This window comes from Nocardioides sp. NPDC054178, from assembly GCF_055585005.1.
Map to the genome: position 1 here is coordinate 281,569 of NZ_JBVJKY010000006.1, position 15,576 is coordinate 297,144.

The following is a 15,576-nucleotide window of genomic DNA, read 5'->3' on the forward strand; positions in this document are numbered from 1 at the left end:
GAACTAATATATCAATCGTACTTCAAGAGTTTGGGAGTTCATCGTGGTTGACGTCCTGACCGCCTCGCTCGCGGACCTCGATCCCGAGGTCCATGAGCAGATCGACGCCGAGCTGAGCCGCCAGCAGACGACGCTGGAGATGATCGCCTCGGAGAACTTCGCTCCCGCTGCCGTCATGGAGGCCCAGGGATCGGTCCTCACCAACAAGTACGCCGAGGGCTACCCCGGCCGTCGCTACTACGGCGGCTGCGAGCACGTCGATGTCATCGAGCAGCTCGCCATCGACCGTCTCAAGGCGCTCTTCTCCGCGGAGCACGCCAACGTGCAGCCGCACTCGGGTGCCCAGGCCAACGCCGCCGCGATGTTCGCCCTCCTCGAGCCCGGCGACACCATCCTCGGTCTCTCGCTGGCCCACGGCGGCCACCTCACCCACGGCATGAAGATCAACTTCTCCGGCCGCCTCTACCAGGTCGTGCCGTACGAGGTCTCCCGCGAGGACTTCCTGATCGACATGGCCGAGGTCGAGCGCCTCGCCCTCGAGCACCGGCCCAAGCTGATCGTCGCCGGCTGGTCCGCCTACCCCCGCCAGCTCGACTTCGCCGAGTTCCGCCGGATCGCCGACCTGGTCGGCGCGCGGCTGATGGTCGACATGGCCCACTTCGCCGGCCTGGTCGCGACGGGCCTGCACCCGAGCCCGGTGCCGTTCGCCGACGTCGTCACCTCGACGACGCACAAGACCCTCGGCGGCCCGCGCGGCGGCGTCATCCTCACCAACGACGCGGCGATCGCGAAGAAGATCAACTCCGCGGTCTTCCCGGGGCAGCAGGGCGGCCCGCTCGAGCACGTCATCGCCGGCAAGGCGGTCGCCTTCAAGGTCGCCGCGGAGCCCGAGTTCCGCGAGCGCCAGGAGCGTACGCTGCGGGGTGCCCGCATCATCGCCGAGCGGCTGCTCGCCGACGACGTCGCGGCCGCAGGCGTCTCGGTGGTCAGCGGCGGCACGGACGTCCATCTCGTGCTGGTCGACCTGCGCGACTCCGAGCTCAACGGCCAGGACGGCGAGGACCGGCTCCACCGCATCGGCATCACCGTCAACCGCAACGCGGTCCCGTTCGACCCGCGCCCGCCGATGGTCTCCTCCGGCCTGCGGATCGGCACGCCCGCCCTGGCCACGCGCGGCTTCGGTGACACCGACTTCGGCGAGGTGGCCGACATCATCGCGGCCGCGCTGAAGGACGACTTCACCGAGGAGACGGCCGACGCGCTGCGCGCGCGGGTCACGAACCTCGCCGAGAAGCACCCGCTCTACCCCCACCTCCTCGAGTCGAACGGAGCCGTGTGATGGCAGACCTGCTGCCCGAGCACCCCGACTTCCTCTGGCGCAACCCGGAGCCCAAGTCGTCCTACGACGTCGTCATCATCGGCGGCGGCGGCCACGGCCTGGCCACGGCGTACTACCTGGCGAAGAACCACGGCATCACGAACGTCGCCGTCCTCGAGCGCGGCTGGCTCGCCGGCGGCAACATGGCGCGGAACACGACGATCATCCGGTCCAACTACCTGTGGGACGAGTCCGCGGCGATCTACGAGCACTCCCTCAAGCAGTGGGAGGTGCTCCCCGACGAGCTCGACTACGACTTCCTCTTCAGCCAGCGCGGCGTGCTCAACCTCGCCCACACGCTGCAGGACGTACGCGACTCGGTGCGGCGCTGCGAGGCCAACCGCCTCAACGGGATCGACGCCGAGTGGCTCGACGCCGACCAGGTGAAGGAGGTCTGCCCGATCATCAACACCAGCGACAACATCCGCTACCCGGTCCTCGGCGCGACCTACCAGCCGCGCGCGGGCATCGCCAAGCACGACCACGTCGCCTGGGCGTTCGCCCGCAAGGCCGACGAGCTCGGCGTCGACCTGATCCAGGACTGCGACGTGACCGGCATCGTCAAGGACGGCAACCGGGTGATCGGCGTGCAGACCAGCCGCGGCACGATCGCGGCCGGGAAGGTCGCGCTCTGCGCGGCCGGACACTCCAGCGTCCTGGCCGAGATGGCCGGCTTCGACCTGCCGATCCAGTCGCACCCGCTGCAGGCGCTCGTCTCCGAGCTCCACCAGCCCGTCCACCCGACAGTGGTGATGTCGAACCACGTCCACGTCTACGTCTCCCAGGCCCACAAGGGCGAGCTGGTCATGGGCGCGGGCGTCGACGCGTACAACGGCTATGGCCAGCGCGGCGGGTTCCATGTGATCGAGGAGCAGATGGCGGCCGCCGTCGAGCTGTTCCCGATCTTCGCCCGCGCGCATCTGCTGCGGACCTGGGGCGGCATCGTCGACGTCACCCCGGACGCCTCCCCGGTCGTGAGCAAGACGCCGATCGACCAGCTCTACGTGAACTGCGGCTGGGGCACCGGCGGCTTCAAGGGCACTCCCGGTGCCGGCTGGACGATGGCCCACACGATCGCCCACGACGAGCCCCACGAGTACAACGCACCGTTCGCGCTGGAGCGATTCAGCACCGGTGCCCTCATCGACGAGCACGGCGCCGCCGCCGTGGCCCACTGAAATGGCCCACTGAAAGGAGCCGACGATGATCCTCATCAGCTGCCCCGACTGCGGGCCCCGCGACGAGACCGAGTTCCACTACGGCGGTCAGGCGCACGTCCCCTACCCGGAGGACCCGAACGCCCTCAGCGACGAGGAGTGGGGTCGCTACCTCTTCTACCGCGAGAACACCAAGGGCATCTTCGCCGAGCGCTGGGTCCACAGCTCCGGCTGCCGCAAGTGGTTCAACGTCCTACGCGACACCGTCACCTACCGCATCGCCGCCGTCTACCGCGCCGGCGAACCGCGCCCCACCCTGGAAGGAGGCCCGCAGTGAGCACGACGTCGCACCGCCTCACCGACGGCGGCCGCATCGACCGGTCGACCCGTCTCACCTTCAGCGTCGACGGCCAGGAGTACGTCGGCCACGACGGTGACACCCTCGCCTCGGCCCTGATCGCCAACGGCGTGCTCGAGTGCGGCCCCTCGCTCTACCGGCAGCGTCCCCGCGGCGTCCTCGCCGCCGGGCTGGAGGAGTCCAACGCGCTGGTCAAGGTGAGGCGTCCCGGCGACTCGGTGACCGAGTCGATGCTTCCGGCCACGACCGTCGAGCTCGTCGACGGTCTCGAGGCCGACTACCTCAGCGGCCTCGGTGAGCTCGACCCGGCCGACGACACCGCGATCTACGACAAGAAGTACGTCCACACCGACGTGCTCGTCATCGGCGCCGGCCCGACCGGGCTGGCCGCGGCCCGCACCGCCGCCGCGACCGGTGCCCGGGTGATCCTCGTCGACGACCAGCCCGAGCTCGGCGGATCCCTCCTCGCCGCCCGCGACCTCGCCGTCGACGGTGTCGACAGCGACACCTGGCTGCGCGATGTCGCCGGGGAGCTCGCCGCCGCTCCGGAGGTCACGGTGCTGACCCGGACCAACGCCTTCGGCAGCTACGACGCCAACTACGTGATCGCGCTCGAGAGCCGGCTGGACCACCTCGACGCCTCCGCCAAGGCGGCGCTGACCGGCCTGTCACGACAGCGGCTGTGGCACATCCGGGCCCAGCAGGTCGTCGTCGCCACCGGCGCCCACGAGCGTCCCCTCGTCTTCGCCGACAACGACCGGCCCGGTGTCATGCTGGCCTCCGCGGTCCGCACCTACCTCAACCGCTACGGCGTGGCAGCCGGGAGCAACGTGCTGCTCGCGGCGACCAACGACAGCGCCTACGAGGTCGCCGCCGACCTGGCCGCCGCCGGGGTCACCGTGGCGGCCGTCGTCGACGCCCGCCCCGAACGGTCCGAGGCCGCGCGCCGGGCCGAGGCGGCCGGCATCGAGGTCGTCCTCGGCTCCGCCGTCCTCGGCACCGCCGGTGACCCGCGGGTCACCGCCGCGACGGTCTCGGCGATCGACGCCGACGGCGCCGCGGTCGGCGAGCGGCGCGAGATCGCCTGCGACCTCGTCGCCGTCGCCGGCGGCTGGAGCCCGGTGGTCCACCTGCACAGCCAGCGGCAGGGCAAGGTCCGCTGGGACGAGGACCTGGCCGGGTTCGTCCCCGACGGCGAGGTCGCCGGTCAGCAGATCGTGGGATCGGCCCGCGGCAGCTACACCCTCGACGCGTGCCTCGCCGAGGGCCGGTACGCCGCAGAGGCTGCGCTGCTCGCCACCGGCTTCATCAGCGAGGCCCCGGCCGGGCCCCTCCCGGCCGCGACGGGCGACGGTACGACCCGCAGCCTGTGGCTCGCCGCCGAGGACGGCGTCGCGCTCGAGGATCTGGTCGACCACTTCGTCGACTTCCAGCGCGACCAGACGGTGCACGACGTCCTGCGGGCGACCGGGGCCGGCATGCGCAGCGTCGAGCACATCAAGCGCTACACCTCGATCAGCACCGCCAACGACCAGGGCAAGACCTCCGGCGTCAACGCCATCGGGGTCATCGCGGCCGCGCTCAACGACGGTCGCAGCCCCGGCGAGATCGGCACCACCACGTACCGGGCGCCGTACGCTCCGATCCCGTTCGTCGCGCTCGCCGGTCGCGAGCGGGGCGACCTGTTCGACCCGGCCCGGCTGACCTCGATCCACCCGTGGCACGTCGCCCACGGCGCCGAGATGGAGATCGTCGGGCAGTGGCTGCGGCCCTGGTACTACCCGCAGGACGGCGAGTCGCTCGACGAGGCCGTGCTCCGCGAGTGTGCCGCCGTCCGCGAGTCCGTCGGCATGATGGACGCGACCACCCTGGGCAAGATCGAGGTGTGGGGGAGCGATGCCGGTGAGTTCCTCAACCGCATCTACACCAACGCCTTCAAGAAGCTCGCCCCCGGATCCGCGCGCTACGGCGTCATGTGCACCCCCGACGGGATGATCTTCGACGACGGCGTCACCCTCCGCGTCGAGGAGGGCCGCTACTTCATGACGACGACCACCGGCGGCGCCGCCAAGGTCCTCGACTGGCTCGAGGAGTGGCACCAGACCGAGTGGCCGACCCTCGACGTCAGCTTCACCTCGGTCACCGAGCAATGGGCCACCGTCGCCGTCGTCGGCCCGAAGTCGCGCGAGGTGATCGCTCGGATCGCCCCGGAGCTCGACGTCAGCAACGACGCCTTCCCGTTCATGACCTTCCGGGAGACGACGCTCGCCTCGGGCATCCCGGCACGGGTGTGCCGGATCTCCTTCTCCGGAGAGCTCGCCTTCGAGGTCAACGTCGAGACCTGGTTCGGCCAGCGGGTGTGGGAGGAGATCCACGCCGCCGGCCAGGACTGGGCGATCACCCCGTACGGCACCGAGACCATGCACGTGCTCCGCGCCGAGAAGGGCTACCCGATCGTCGGCCAGGACACCGACGGCACGGTCACGCCCCAGGACGCCGGGATGGAGTGGATCGTCTCCAAGGCGAAGGACTTCGTCGGCAAGCGCTCCTACGGCCGGGCCGACACCTCCCGCACCGACCGCAAGCACCTCGTCTCGGTGCTGCCCGTCGACAAGAGCTTCCGGCTGCCCGAGGGCACCCAGCTCGTCGAGGCCGGTACGCCGATCACCCCTGCCGAGGGACCGGTGCCGATGCTCGGCCACGTGACGTCGAGCTACCACAGCGCCGCGCTCGGACGCTCGTTCGCGCTGGCGCTGATCAAGGATGGCCGCAACCGCATCGGCCAGACCCTCGTCGCGCCGGTCGGGGACCGCCTGGTCGACGTCGTCGTCGCTGAAACCGTCCTCTACGACCCGGAAGGAACCCGCCGCGATGGTTGAGACCACGATCGAGCCGCTCGACAAGTTGATCGGAGGGCTGCGCGTCAGCCCGGCCCAGCATCTCCACGGCGCCTTCGTCGACGCCGGCGTCACCGGGGCCTTCGGGGTCCGGGTGCGCGAGGAGCAGTTCCTGACCATGGTCGGTCTGCGGGTGCCGGCCGGCTCGCCCGACCGGGCCCGGCTGGCCAAGATCCTCGGCGCCGAGCTGCCCGGCCGGTGCGGCGAGGTCGCCACGGGCCACGACGTGGTCGTCCTGTGGCTCTCGCCCGACGAGTTCCTGGTCATCTCGCAGAGCGTGGCCGGGTCCACCCTGGTGTCCTACCTGCGCGCAGGGGTCTCGGCGGACGGTGCCGCGGTCGTCGATCTGTCGGCCAACCGCACCACCTTCCGGCTCGAGGGTCCGTCGGCCCGGGCAGTCCTCGAGAAGGGCTGTCCGCTCGACCTCCACCCGAGGGCCTTCGCCGCCGGTACGGCGGTCGTCACCACCATCGGACGCGTCCCGGTGCTGCTCTGGAAGATCGAGGCCGACTCCTACCGGATCCTGCCGCGGGCCTCGTTCGCCGACTACCTGGGCCGCTGGCTGATCGACGCCATGGCCGAGTTCAAGCTCCTGGGATCCGGCTGATGGCACTGAGCGTGTTCGACATGTTCTCGGTCGGCATCGGGCCCTCGTCCTCCCATACGGTCGGTCCGATGCGCGCGGCGGTGCAGTTCACCGACGCCCTGAAGGCGGGCTCTCTGCTGGACACCGTTGCCCGGGTCGAGGTGGAGCTGTTCGGCTCGCTCGGTGCCACCGGCCACGGCCACGGCTCCGACAAGGCGGTCGTCCTCGGCCTCGAGGGCAACCGGCCCGAGACGGTCGACACCGACAACGCCGACGCCCGGGTGGCCGAGGTCCGGGCCACCCGGCGGCTGAGGCTCGCCGGTGCCCGCGACATCGAGTTCGACGCGGACGACGTCGTCATGCACCGCACCCGCACCCTGCCCGCACACCCGAACGGCATGGTCTTCCGCGCCTTCGGCGCCACCGGCGAGGTGCTCTCGGAGAACACCTACTACTCGGTCGGCGGCGGCTTCGTCGTGGACGAGGACGCGGCCGGTGCCGACCGGATCGTCGAGGACGCGACCCCGATCCCGTATCCCTTCACCACCGGGGCGGAGCTGCTCGCGGTCTGCGCCGAGTCGGGCAAGCGGATCAGCGACGTCATGCTGGCCAACGAGCTGGCGTGGCGTACGGAGGAGGAGGTGCGCGCCGAGCTGCTGCACATCTGGTCGGTCATGCAGGAGTGCGTGCACAACGGCTGCACCCGCGTCGAGCCCACGCTCCCCGGCGGGCTGAAGGTGCCCCGTCGCGCCCCCGGTCTGTACGCCCACCTCCACGCCGTCACGGACGAGACCGATCCGCTCCGGGCGATGGACTGGGTCAACCTCTTCGCGCTGGCCGTCAACGAGGAGAACGCCTCGGGCGGGCGGATCGTGACCGCGCCGACCAACGGCGCGGCGGGCATCGTCCCGGCGGTGCTCCACTACTACGAGAAGTTCGTGCCCAGCGCCGACGAGGACGGGATCGTGAGGTTCCTCCTCGCTGCCGCCGCGGTCGGGATCCTGTTCAAGATCAACGCCTCGATCTCCGGTGCCGAGGTCGGCTGTCAGGGCGAGGTCGGCTCGGCCTGCGCGATGGCCGCCGGTGCCCTGTGCGAGGTGCTCGGCGGCACCCCGGAGCAGGTGGAGAACGCGGCCGAGATCGGCATCGAGCACAACCTCGGCCTCACCTGCGACCCGGTCGGCGGCCTGGTGCAGATCCCGTGCATCGAGCGCAACGCCATCGCCAGCAACAAGGCCATCAACGCCGCCCGGATCGCCGCCCGCGGCGACGGCAGCCACCGGGTCTCCCTCGACGCCGCGATCAAGACCATGCGCGAGACGGGGGCCGACATGAAGGTCAAGTACAAGGAGACCTCCCGCGGAGGCCTCGCCGTCAACGTCATCGAGTGCTGACGTCAGGGTCTCGCGAGAAGGAGAAGGGCATGACCACCACCGCAGCAAGGATCGACGGCAAGCGCGTCGCCGCTGATCTCAAGGCCGGGCTCGCCGTGCGGGTGAAGGCACTGAACGAGGCCGGGATCGACCCCGGTCTCGGCACCGTCCTCGTCGGCGACGACCCCGGCTCCCGCTCCTACGTCGCGGGCAAGCACCGTGACTGCGCCGAGGTCGGCATCGCCTCGATCCGCATCGAGCTTCCCGCCACCGCCTCGCAGGCCGACATCGAGGCCGCGGTGCGACAGCTCAACGACGACCCGGACTGCACCGGGTTCATCGTGCAGCTGCCGCTGCCGCCGCACGTCGACACCCACCGCGTCCTGGAGCTCATCGACCCGGACAAGGACGCCGACGGTCTCCACCCCACGAACCTCGGCAAGCTGGTGCTCGGCACTCCGGCTCCGCTGCCGTGCACGCCGCGCGGGATCATCGAGCTGCTGCGGCAGCACGACGTGCCGATCACCGGGCAGCGGTTCTGCATCATCGGCTGCGGGCTGACCGTCGGCAGGCCCCTCGGGCTCATGCTCACGCGTCCCACCGAGCACGCCACCGTCACCCTGTGCAACATCGAGACCCGTGACGTCGCCGCCCATGCCCGGGCCTCGGACGTCATCGTCGCCGCGGCGGGCGTCGCGCACCTGGTCAAGCCCGACTGGGTCAGCCCCGGCGCCACCGTCCTCTCGGTCGGGATCACCCGCACCATCGAGGGCATCCTGGGCGACGTCGACCCGAACGTGGACGTCGTCGCCGGCAAGATGAGCGGCGCCACCGGTGGGGTCGGCCCGATGACCCGCGCCATGCTGCTGACCAACATCGTCGAGATCGCCGAGCAGCAGCTGGCCGCCAGGGAGGCGGCATGAGCGCCACCCAGCTGTCGACCGGAGCAGCTCAGCGCTGCCAGGTGATGGGCATCATCAACGTCACCCCCGACTCCTTCTCCGACGGCGGCCGGTTCCTCCAGGTCGACGCAGCCGTACGCCGTGGGCTCGAGCTCGTCCGCGACGGCGCCGACATCCTCGACGTCGGTGGCGAGTCCACCCGGCCGGGCGCGCAGCGGGTCAGCGAGCGGGAGGAGATCGCCCGGGTGATCCGGGTCGTCGAGGCGCTGACCCGAACCGGGGTCCCGGTCTCGGTTGACACCATGCGCGCCTCGGTCGCCCGGCAGGCGGTCTCTGCCGGCGCGGCCATCGTCAACGACGTCTCCGGCGGGCTCGCCGACCCCGAGATGCTGCCGTTCCTCGCCGAGGCGGACGTCACCTGCGTACTCATGCACTGGCGGGCGCACTCCACGCGGATGGACGACTTCTGCTTCTACGACTCGGTCCTCGACGACGTCCGCACCGAGCTCCGTGGCCGGGTCGAGTCCGCTCTCGCGGCAGGAGTACGTCCCGAGCGCATCATCCTCGACCCCGGCCTGGGCTTCGCGAAGACCGCCGCCCAGTCCTGGGAGCTGCTCGCCGCCCTCCCCGCGCTTCGAGATCTCGGCTTCCCTCTCCTCGTCGGCGCCTCCCGCAAGCGGTTCCTCGCCGAGGCGGCGGCGTACGGGCGGCGTGAACCGGACGTCCCGGCCGACCGGGACGAGGCCTCGGACGCCGTCGCGGCCATCGCCGCGGCGCACGGTGCCTGGGGCGTGCGCGTGCACTCGGTCTCCGGCGCCGCGGCCGCCTCCCGGGTGGCCGCGCGCCTGCGCGGCGCCACCGGGGCCACGGTCGCAGCCGAGCCGGTCGGCGTCGGAGCAGGGCGGCGATGAGCCGTCGCTCGGCCGCCGTGACCGTACGCCGGCTGCTGCTCGAGGCTCGCTACGAGGTCCTGCCCACCGCCTCGATCGAGGAGGTCGTCACCTCCGCGCTACCTGCCGGCCGGACCGTCACGGTGACCGCGTCTCCGGCCAAGGGTCTGGAGCGGACCGTGGACCTCTCGGTCCGGCTCGCCGGCCACGGCTACGACGTCGTGCCGCACCTCGCCGCGCGCATGGTCTCGAGCCGGGCCGAGCTCGGCGAGATCACCGGTCGGCTGAGGGCCGCCGGCATCGAGAAGATCTTCGTGCCCGCCGGCGACGCCGAGCGGCCTGGCGAGTTCCCCGGCGCGCTGGAGCTCCTCGAGGCCCTGGTCGATCTCGGCGACCCGTTCCGCCACGTCGGCGTCGCCGGCTACCCGGAGGATCATCCGACGATCATCCACGACCGCCTGGTCCAGGCGATGTGGGACAAGCGCCACCACGCCACCGAGATCGTCAGCAACCTCACCTTCGATCCCGGTGCCCTCACCGACTGGGTACGCCGCGTGCGCGCGCGAGGTGTCACGACGCCGATCATCGTCGGTCTGCCGGGCCCGGTCGAGCGCGCCAAGCTCCTCGCCATGGCCACCCGGATCGGGGTGGGGGAGTCGACGAGGTTCCTCGCCAAGAACACGGGGATGTTCGCGCGCATCGCTGCGCCCGGCGGCTACTCGCCGGAGCGGTTCCTCATGCGCGCCGCCCCGGGCCTGGAGGGGGCCGAAGCCGCGGTCTCGGGGCTGCACCTGTTCACGTTCAACCAGGTCGCCGAGACCGAGAGCTGGCGCCGCGACCTGCTGGCCCGCCTGGGTGGTGACCCCCGGTGACGGACACCGCCATCGACCTCGACGTCACCGAGGTGGAGCGCCGGCTCCTCGCCCGCTGGCCCGAGACCAGGATCGCCCCGTCCCTGGAGCGCATCCGGGCGGTGATGGAAGCGCTCGGCCATCCGCAACGTCGCTACCGGTCGATCCACATCACCGGTACGAACGGCAAGACCAGCACCGCGCGGATGGTGGAGGCGATCCTGCTCGAGCTGGGCTCGAGCGTCGGCAGGTTCACCAGCCCCCACCTCGCCGACATCCGGGAGCGGATCAGCATCGACGGCCGGCTGATCTCGCCGGACGCGTTCGTCCGGGCCTACCGCGACGTCCTGCCCGCGGCCGAGGACGTGGACCGCGAGGGGCCGACGCCGCTCTCGTTCTTCGAGATGACGGTCGCGATGGCCTACCAGGCCTTCTCGGCCGTCGACATCGACGTGGCGACGGTCGAGGTCGGCATGGGCGGCATGTGGGACGCGACCAACGTCATCGACGCCGAGGTCGCCGCGATCCTCCCGATCGGCCTCGACCACGTCGACCACCTGGGCCCGACCAGGCTCGACATCGCCGCCGAGAAGGCCGGGATCATCAAGCCCGGAGCGCTCGCCGTGACGGCCCGGCAGACACCCGAGGTCGAGCAGCTCCTCCGTGCCCACGCCGACGCGCATCTGGCGCGGCTCGTGGTCGAGGGGCGCGACGTCGGCCTGAGCGGCCGCCGCGCGCTCGACGCGGGCCAGATCATCTCGGTCAGCGGCCTCGCGGGTGACTATCCGGAGGTGCCGCTGGCCCTGCACGGGCGCCACCAGGCGCACAACGCCGTGCTCGCCGTCGCGAGCGTCGAGGCCCTTCTGGAGGACGCCGTCCCGCTGGACGTACTGCGACGGGCGCTGGGCTCGGTCAGGTCGCCCGGCCGGCTGGAGGTGCTGCCAGGCACCCCGGCCGTGATCCTCGACGCCGCCCACAACCCCGACGGTGCCCGGGCCCTGGCGGCCGCTCTCTCCGACCGGGGCCGGCGCCCGACGGTCGCCGTGTTCGCCGCGATGGGCGACAAGGACCTCGCCGGCATGCTGGCCGCGCTCGAGCCCGTCGTCACCACGATGGTCTGCACCCGCAACAGCAGCCCGAGGTCGCTGTCCTCACAGGACGTCGCCGCTGCGGCGCGCGAGGTCCTGGGCGCGGATCGCGTCGTCGCGGTCGACGCCCTCTCCGAGGCCCTCGGCGAGGCGACCGAAGCCGCGTCCGCGAACGACCGTGGTCAGGTGCTGGTCACCGGCTCCGTCGTCACCGTCGGGGAGGCGCGCCGGCTGCTGGGTCTCTGACCGCGCTGCCCGCTGATCGGCCCACCGCCGGTCGAGCGGGTTCGTTCCTCACGACCCCGGCTCGACCAGCGGCTCGTCCAGCGGGTGGCAGGTCAGCGCACCATGCCGTGCGGGTCGATGACGTACTTGGTCGCCGCGCCCTGGTCGAACGCGGCGTAGCTCTCCGGTGCCTCGTCGAGGCTGATCGCCTTCGCGTTGACGGCGTCGGCGATGTGGGCCTTGTCGGCGAGGATCAGGTTCATCAGCTGGCGGTTGTACTGCTTGACCGGGCACTGGCCGGTCACGAACGTGTGCGACTTGGCCCAGCCGAGGCCGAGGCGTACGCCGATCTGCCCCTGCTTGGCGGCGTCGTCGACGGCACCCGGGTCGCCGGTAACGTAGAGGCCGGGGATGCCGAGGGAGGCACCGGCGCGGGCGACGTCCATGATGTCGTTGAGGACGGTCGCGGGCTGCTCGGCGGCGTCGCGGCCGTGGCCACGGGCCTCGAACCCGACGGCGTCGATCGCCGCATCCACCTCGGGCTCGCCGACGATGTCCGCGATGATGTCCGCCAGCGCGTCACCGGTGGACAGGTCCGCGGTCGCGCAGCCGAAGCTGGCGGCCTGTGCGAGCCGGTCCGCGTTCATGTCGCCGACGATGACGGTCGCGGCGCCGAGCAGCTGCGCCGAGTACGCCGCGGCGAGCCCGACCGGGCCCGCACCCGCCACGTACACGGTCGACCCGGTGGTGACCCCCGCGGTGTAGGCACCGTGGTAGCCGGTCGGGAAGATGTCGGAGAGCATCGTCAGGTCGAGGATCTTCTCCAGGGCCTGGTCGCGGTCGGGGAACTTCAGCAGGTTGAAGTCGGCGAACGGCACCATGACGTACTCCGCCTGGCCACCGATCCAGCCGCCCATGTCCACGTAGCCGTACGCCGCGCCGGCCCGGGCCGGGTTCACGTTGAGGCAGATGCCGGTCTTGCCCTCGTTGCACATCCGACAGCGGCCGCAGGCGATGTTGAACGGGACCGAGCAGATGTCGCCCACCTCGTGGAAGAGGACGTCGTCGCCGATCTCGACGATCTCACCGGTGATCTCGTGGCCGAGCGTCTGACCGATGGCGGCGGTCGTCCGGCCGCGGACCATGTGCTGGTCGCTACCGCAGATGTTGCTGGTGACGAGCTTGAGGATGACGGCGTGCGGTGCGGCCCGCTTGATGCCCAGGCCGCTGACGACGTCCTGGGGGAGCTCCAGCTTCGGGTACTCGATGGACTCGACGGCCACCTCGCCCGGCCCCTTGTAGACGACGACTCTGTTGTCTGCCATGGCGTCTCTTCTTCCTGCCCCCGGATGGGGGCGTCCGGCGTACTCGGGTTGCAGGGATGTTTCTCATAGCGAAACAAGAGCGCTATATGAAACAAACTAGACCGTCGGCGGCGTCGGCATCAAGACCCTGGTTCGGTTGATTTCGAGGCTCGTGCGGCGGCGTCTGATCGCGCGCGCCGCCCCGGTCCGGCCGTGGGCGGGCGCGGGGCGGATCTGCACAGGAGGCATACTGTTTCAGCATGAGCAACACGAGCGAAACACGGAGCACGACCGTTCACTCAGTTGACCGAGCCATCTCCATCCTCCAGGTGCTCGCCCGTCGGGGGGCTGTCGGTGTCACTCCGATCTCCGAGGAGCTGGGGGTGCACAAGTCCACCGTCTTCCGGTTGCTGGCCACGCTCGAGGCTCGTGGGCTGGTGGAGCAGAACGCGAGCCGCGGTCACTATCAGCTCGGCTACGGCGTCATCCAGCTCGCCGCCGGCGCGACCCGCAAGCACGACATCTCGGTCACGAGCCGGCCGATCTGCATGGCGCTGGCCGACGCGGTCGGCGAGACCGTCAACATCGTCATCAACGACGGCGAGGAGGCCATCACGATCGACCAGGTGATCGGCAGCGCCGAGATCACCTCGGTGAACTGGGTCGGTCAGCGGAGCCCCCTGCACACCACCGCCTCCGGCAAGGTGTTCCTGGCGACCATGCCGGCCGAGGAGCGCCGGCGGATCCTCGCCGGTGGCCTCGAGCGCTACACCGAGGAGACCGTCGTCGACCCGGACAAGCTCGAGGCACAGCTCGCCGAGGTCAGAGAGCTGGGGTACGCCTTCTCGGTCGACGAGCACGAGATCGGCCTCACCGGCGTGGCCGCGCCGATCCGTTCGCTGGGTGGCGGGGTGATCGCTGCCGTGGTGGCCTCCGGTCCGTCGTTCCGCATCACCCCCGAGAAGGCGCCCGAGCTGGCCGAGCACGTGCTCGCCGCCGCCGCCGCGATCTCCGAGCGCAACGGCTTCCCCAAGGCCGAGTGAGCTCCGCCTGTCGAGGCGACGAATCGGCACCTTCGAGTGGCCCGCATGCCTCGTGCATGCGGGCCACGTCGCGTACGTCGTAAAGCGTGTGTAAATCCTGCGGACGAATCCAGATCGATCCGTTGACAGCGTCTTCTTGCGCGCGGCAGAATCGTTTCGCGCTACGCAGTAGTTGTGCAGAGTGAAACAACCCGCCGTCTGGCGGACCGCCGTATCTGAACCCGGAATCTGCCCGGTTTGAGCGTGGGAGACATCATCGTGACGCGAATGAGCATCGAAACGGCGCCTGAGGATCTGGCGTCCCTGGCGGATAGGCGAGCGTCCGGCTACAGCCTGGAGGCACCCTTCTACACCAGCTCGGAGATCTACGAGCAGGATCTCGACATCATCTTCGGCCAGCACTGGATCTTCGCCGTCGCCGAGGCAGAGATCCCCGACCCCGGTGACTACGTCACCGTCGATCTGGGTGCCCACTCCGTGATCGTCGTCCGCGACGACGACGAGAACGTTCGCGCCTTCCGGAACGTGTGCCGGCACCGCGGATCGCGACTGCTCGAGTCGGCCTGCGGCTCGATCGGCAACATCGTGTGTCCCTACCACCAGTGGACCTACCGGGTCGACGGCAGCCTCATCTTCGCGGAGTCGCAGGCGGCCACCTTCGAGTACGACAGGTTCGGGCTCAAGCCGGTCAACGTCCGCGCCGTCGGCGGGCTGGTCTTCCTCTGCCTGGCCGATGAGCCGCCCGCCGACTTCGACGAGGTCAGCGAGCTCATCGAGCCCTACCTCGAGCCCTACTCGCTCGCTTCGGCGAAGGTCGCCCACCAGACCGACATCGTCGAGGAGGGCAACTGGAAGCTGGTGATGGAGAACAACCGCGAGTGTCACCACTGCGACGCCTCCCACCCCGAGCTGCTCACGGCGTACTTCCCGATCAGCCGCTACGAGGCCGAGGACGTGCCGCCGCGACTGCAGCAGGTCTACGAGCGCTACCAGGAGGCTCAGGCCGAGCTGGAGAAGGCTCGCGAGGTGATCGGCTTCCCGAACGGGGATCTGTGCCAGCTGGAAGGCAAGGCGACGGGGTTCCAGATCTCCCACCTGCCGCTCGACGGCGCGGGCGCCTCGTTCGGCCCCGACGGGCAGCAGCTCTGCGCGAAGCTGATGGGCTCCATCGAGGACCCTCGGTTCGGGGACCTGTCGCTGCACATGCAGCCCAACTCGTGGTTCCACTTCCTCGGTGACCACGCGGTCGTCTTCTCGGTGATCCCGCTCGCGGTCGACCGGACGCTGGTCCGGACGACCTGGCTGGTGAACCCCGAGGCCGTCGAGGGTGTCGACTACTCGGTCGAGTCGCTCACCTCCGTGTGGCGTGCCACCAACGACCAGGACCGGGTCCTGGTCGAGGGCACCCAGCGAGGAGTGACGGACCCGGGCTACGTACCTGGTCCGTACTCAGAGGTCGAGGGTGAGGTCGATGCCTTCATCACCTGGTACGTCCAACGCGTCCAAGCCAACGCCTAGCCGGAG

General features: G+C 70.6%; 13 protein-coding genes. 12 read left to right on the forward strand and 1 reads right to left on the reverse strand.

The features are described from left to right. The first annotated feature begins 43 nt into the window (after positions 1–43). Genes glyA through ACZ6WN_RS22185 form a run of 10 tightly spaced genes read left to right on the forward strand, consistent with a single transcriptional unit; the run spans position 44 to position 11,726 of the window. Complete coding sequence (glyA, locus tag ACZ6WN_RS22140; RefSeq protein ID WP_465867640.1) at positions 44–1,339, forward strand: serine hydroxymethyltransferase; 1,296 nt, start codon at positions 44–46, stop codon at positions 1,337–1,339. Further along, positions 1,339–2,556, forward strand: a complete 1,218-nt coding sequence (locus ACZ6WN_RS22145; protein WP_465867641.1) for a sarcosine oxidase subunit beta family protein — start codon at positions 1,339–1,341, stop codon at positions 2,554–2,556. The genes glyA and ACZ6WN_RS22145 overlap by 1 nt, the downstream gene beginning before the upstream one ends. Before the next feature lie 25 nt (positions 2,557–2,581). Further along, entirely contained in the window at positions 2,582–2,872 is a 291-nt protein-coding gene (locus ACZ6WN_RS22150) for a sarcosine oxidase subunit delta (RefSeq protein ID WP_045550067.1), read from the forward strand. After that, positions 2,869–5,772 carry a 2Fe-2S iron-sulfur cluster-binding protein gene (locus ACZ6WN_RS22155; RefSeq protein WP_465867643.1) on the forward strand — a complete coding sequence of 968 codons (2,904 nt, stop codon included), beginning with the start codon at positions 2,869–2,871 and terminating at the stop codon, positions 5,770–5,772. Before ACZ6WN_RS22150 ends, ACZ6WN_RS22155 begins: the two co-directional genes overlap by 4 nt. After that, on the forward strand, positions 5,765–6,397 hold the full coding sequence (locus ACZ6WN_RS22160) for a sarcosine oxidase subunit gamma (RefSeq protein WP_465867645.1): 633 nt from the start codon (positions 5,765–5,767) through the stop codon (positions 6,395–6,397). Before ACZ6WN_RS22155 ends, ACZ6WN_RS22160 begins: the two co-directional genes overlap by 8 nt. Then, positions 6,397–7,770, forward strand: a complete 1,374-nt coding sequence (locus ACZ6WN_RS22165; protein WP_465867646.1) for an L-serine ammonia-lyase — start codon at positions 6,397–6,399, stop codon at positions 7,768–7,770. The genes ACZ6WN_RS22160 and ACZ6WN_RS22165 overlap by 1 nt, the downstream gene beginning before the upstream one ends. A 29-nt stretch (positions 7,771–7,799) precedes the next feature. Beyond that, complete coding sequence (locus ACZ6WN_RS22170) at positions 7,800–8,672, forward strand: bifunctional methylenetetrahydrofolate dehydrogenase/methenyltetrahydrofolate cyclohydrolase (RefSeq protein WP_465867648.1); 873 nt, start codon at positions 7,800–7,802, stop codon at positions 8,670–8,672. After that, positions 8,669–9,562 carry a dihydropteroate synthase gene (gene folP / locus ACZ6WN_RS22175; protein WP_465867650.1) on the forward strand — a complete coding sequence of 298 codons (894 nt, stop codon included), beginning with the start codon at positions 8,669–8,671 and terminating at the stop codon, positions 9,560–9,562. Before ACZ6WN_RS22170 ends, folP begins: the two co-directional genes overlap by 4 nt. Next, entirely contained in the window at positions 9,559–10,413 is an 855-nt protein-coding gene (locus ACZ6WN_RS22180) for a methylenetetrahydrofolate reductase (RefSeq protein ID WP_465867652.1), read from the forward strand. The genes folP and ACZ6WN_RS22180 overlap by 4 nt, the downstream gene beginning before the upstream one ends. Continuing rightward, positions 10,410–11,726, forward strand: coding sequence for a bifunctional folylpolyglutamate synthase/dihydrofolate synthase (locus ACZ6WN_RS22185; protein WP_465867653.1), 1,317 nt, complete (start codon positions 10,410–10,412; stop codon positions 11,724–11,726). Before ACZ6WN_RS22180 ends, ACZ6WN_RS22185 begins: the two co-directional genes overlap by 4 nt. Positions 11,727–11,818: 92 nt before the next feature. Here ACZ6WN_RS22185 and fdhA read toward each other — a convergent pair whose 3' ends face one another. Then, a complete protein-coding gene (fdhA, locus tag ACZ6WN_RS22190; protein WP_465867655.1) occupies positions 11,819–13,030 on the reverse strand; it encodes a formaldehyde dehydrogenase, glutathione-independent in 1,212 nt (403 codons plus the stop codon). 239 nt (positions 13,031–13,269) lie between these two features. On the opposite strand from fdhA, the gene ACZ6WN_RS22195 reads away from it, so the two are divergent. Both ACZ6WN_RS22195 and ACZ6WN_RS22200 read left to right on the forward strand, forming a co-directional pair. Then, positions 13,270–14,052 (forward strand): IclR family transcriptional regulator, encoded by a 783-nt coding sequence (locus ACZ6WN_RS22195; protein ID WP_465867657.1) that lies wholly within the window; start codon positions 13,270–13,272, stop codon positions 14,050–14,052. A 267-nt stretch (positions 14,053–14,319) separates the two neighbouring features. Beyond that, on the forward strand, positions 14,320–15,570 hold the full coding sequence (locus ACZ6WN_RS22200) for an aromatic ring-hydroxylating oxygenase subunit alpha (RefSeq protein ID WP_465867659.1): 1,251 nt from the start codon (positions 14,320–14,322) through the stop codon (positions 15,568–15,570). Positions 15,571–15,576: the final 6 nt, after the last annotated feature.

Excerpts from the sequence above, each read along its gene's own strand:
- ACZ6WN_RS22200 (WP_465867659.1), top strand. The coding sequence starts at position 14,320 with ATGAGCATCGAAACGGCGCCTGAGGATCTGGCGTCCCTGGCGGATAGG.
- fdhA (WP_465867655.1), bottom strand. The coding sequence starts at position 13,030 with ATGGCAGACAACAGAGTCGTCGTCTACAAGGGGCCGGGCGAGGTGGCC.
- ACZ6WN_RS22165 (WP_465867646.1), top strand. The coding sequence starts at position 6,397 with ATGGCACTGAGCGTGTTCGACATGTTCTCGGTCGGCATCGGGCCCTCG.
- ACZ6WN_RS22150 (WP_045550067.1), top strand. The coding sequence starts at position 2,582 with ATGATCCTCATCAGCTGCCCCGACTGCGGGCCCCGCGACGAGACCGAG.
- ACZ6WN_RS22180 (WP_465867652.1), top strand. The coding sequence starts at position 9,559 with ATGAGCCGTCGCTCGGCCGCCGTGACCGTACGCCGGCTGCTGCTCGAG.
- ACZ6WN_RS22195 (WP_465867657.1), top strand. The coding sequence starts at position 13,270 with ATGAGCAACACGAGCGAAACACGGAGCACGACCGTTCACTCAGTTGAC.
- ACZ6WN_RS22170 (WP_465867648.1), top strand. The coding sequence starts at position 7,800 with ATGACCACCACCGCAGCAAGGATCGACGGCAAGCGCGTCGCCGCTGAT.
- ACZ6WN_RS22160 (WP_465867645.1), top strand. The coding sequence starts at position 5,765 with ATGGTTGAGACCACGATCGAGCCGCTCGACAAGTTGATCGGAGGGCTG.
- folP (WP_465867650.1), top strand. The coding sequence starts at position 8,669 with ATGAGCGCCACCCAGCTGTCGACCGGAGCAGCTCAGCGCTGCCAGGTG.
- ACZ6WN_RS22145 (WP_465867641.1), top strand. The coding sequence starts at position 1,339 with ATGGCAGACCTGCTGCCCGAGCACCCCGACTTCCTCTGGCGCAACCCG.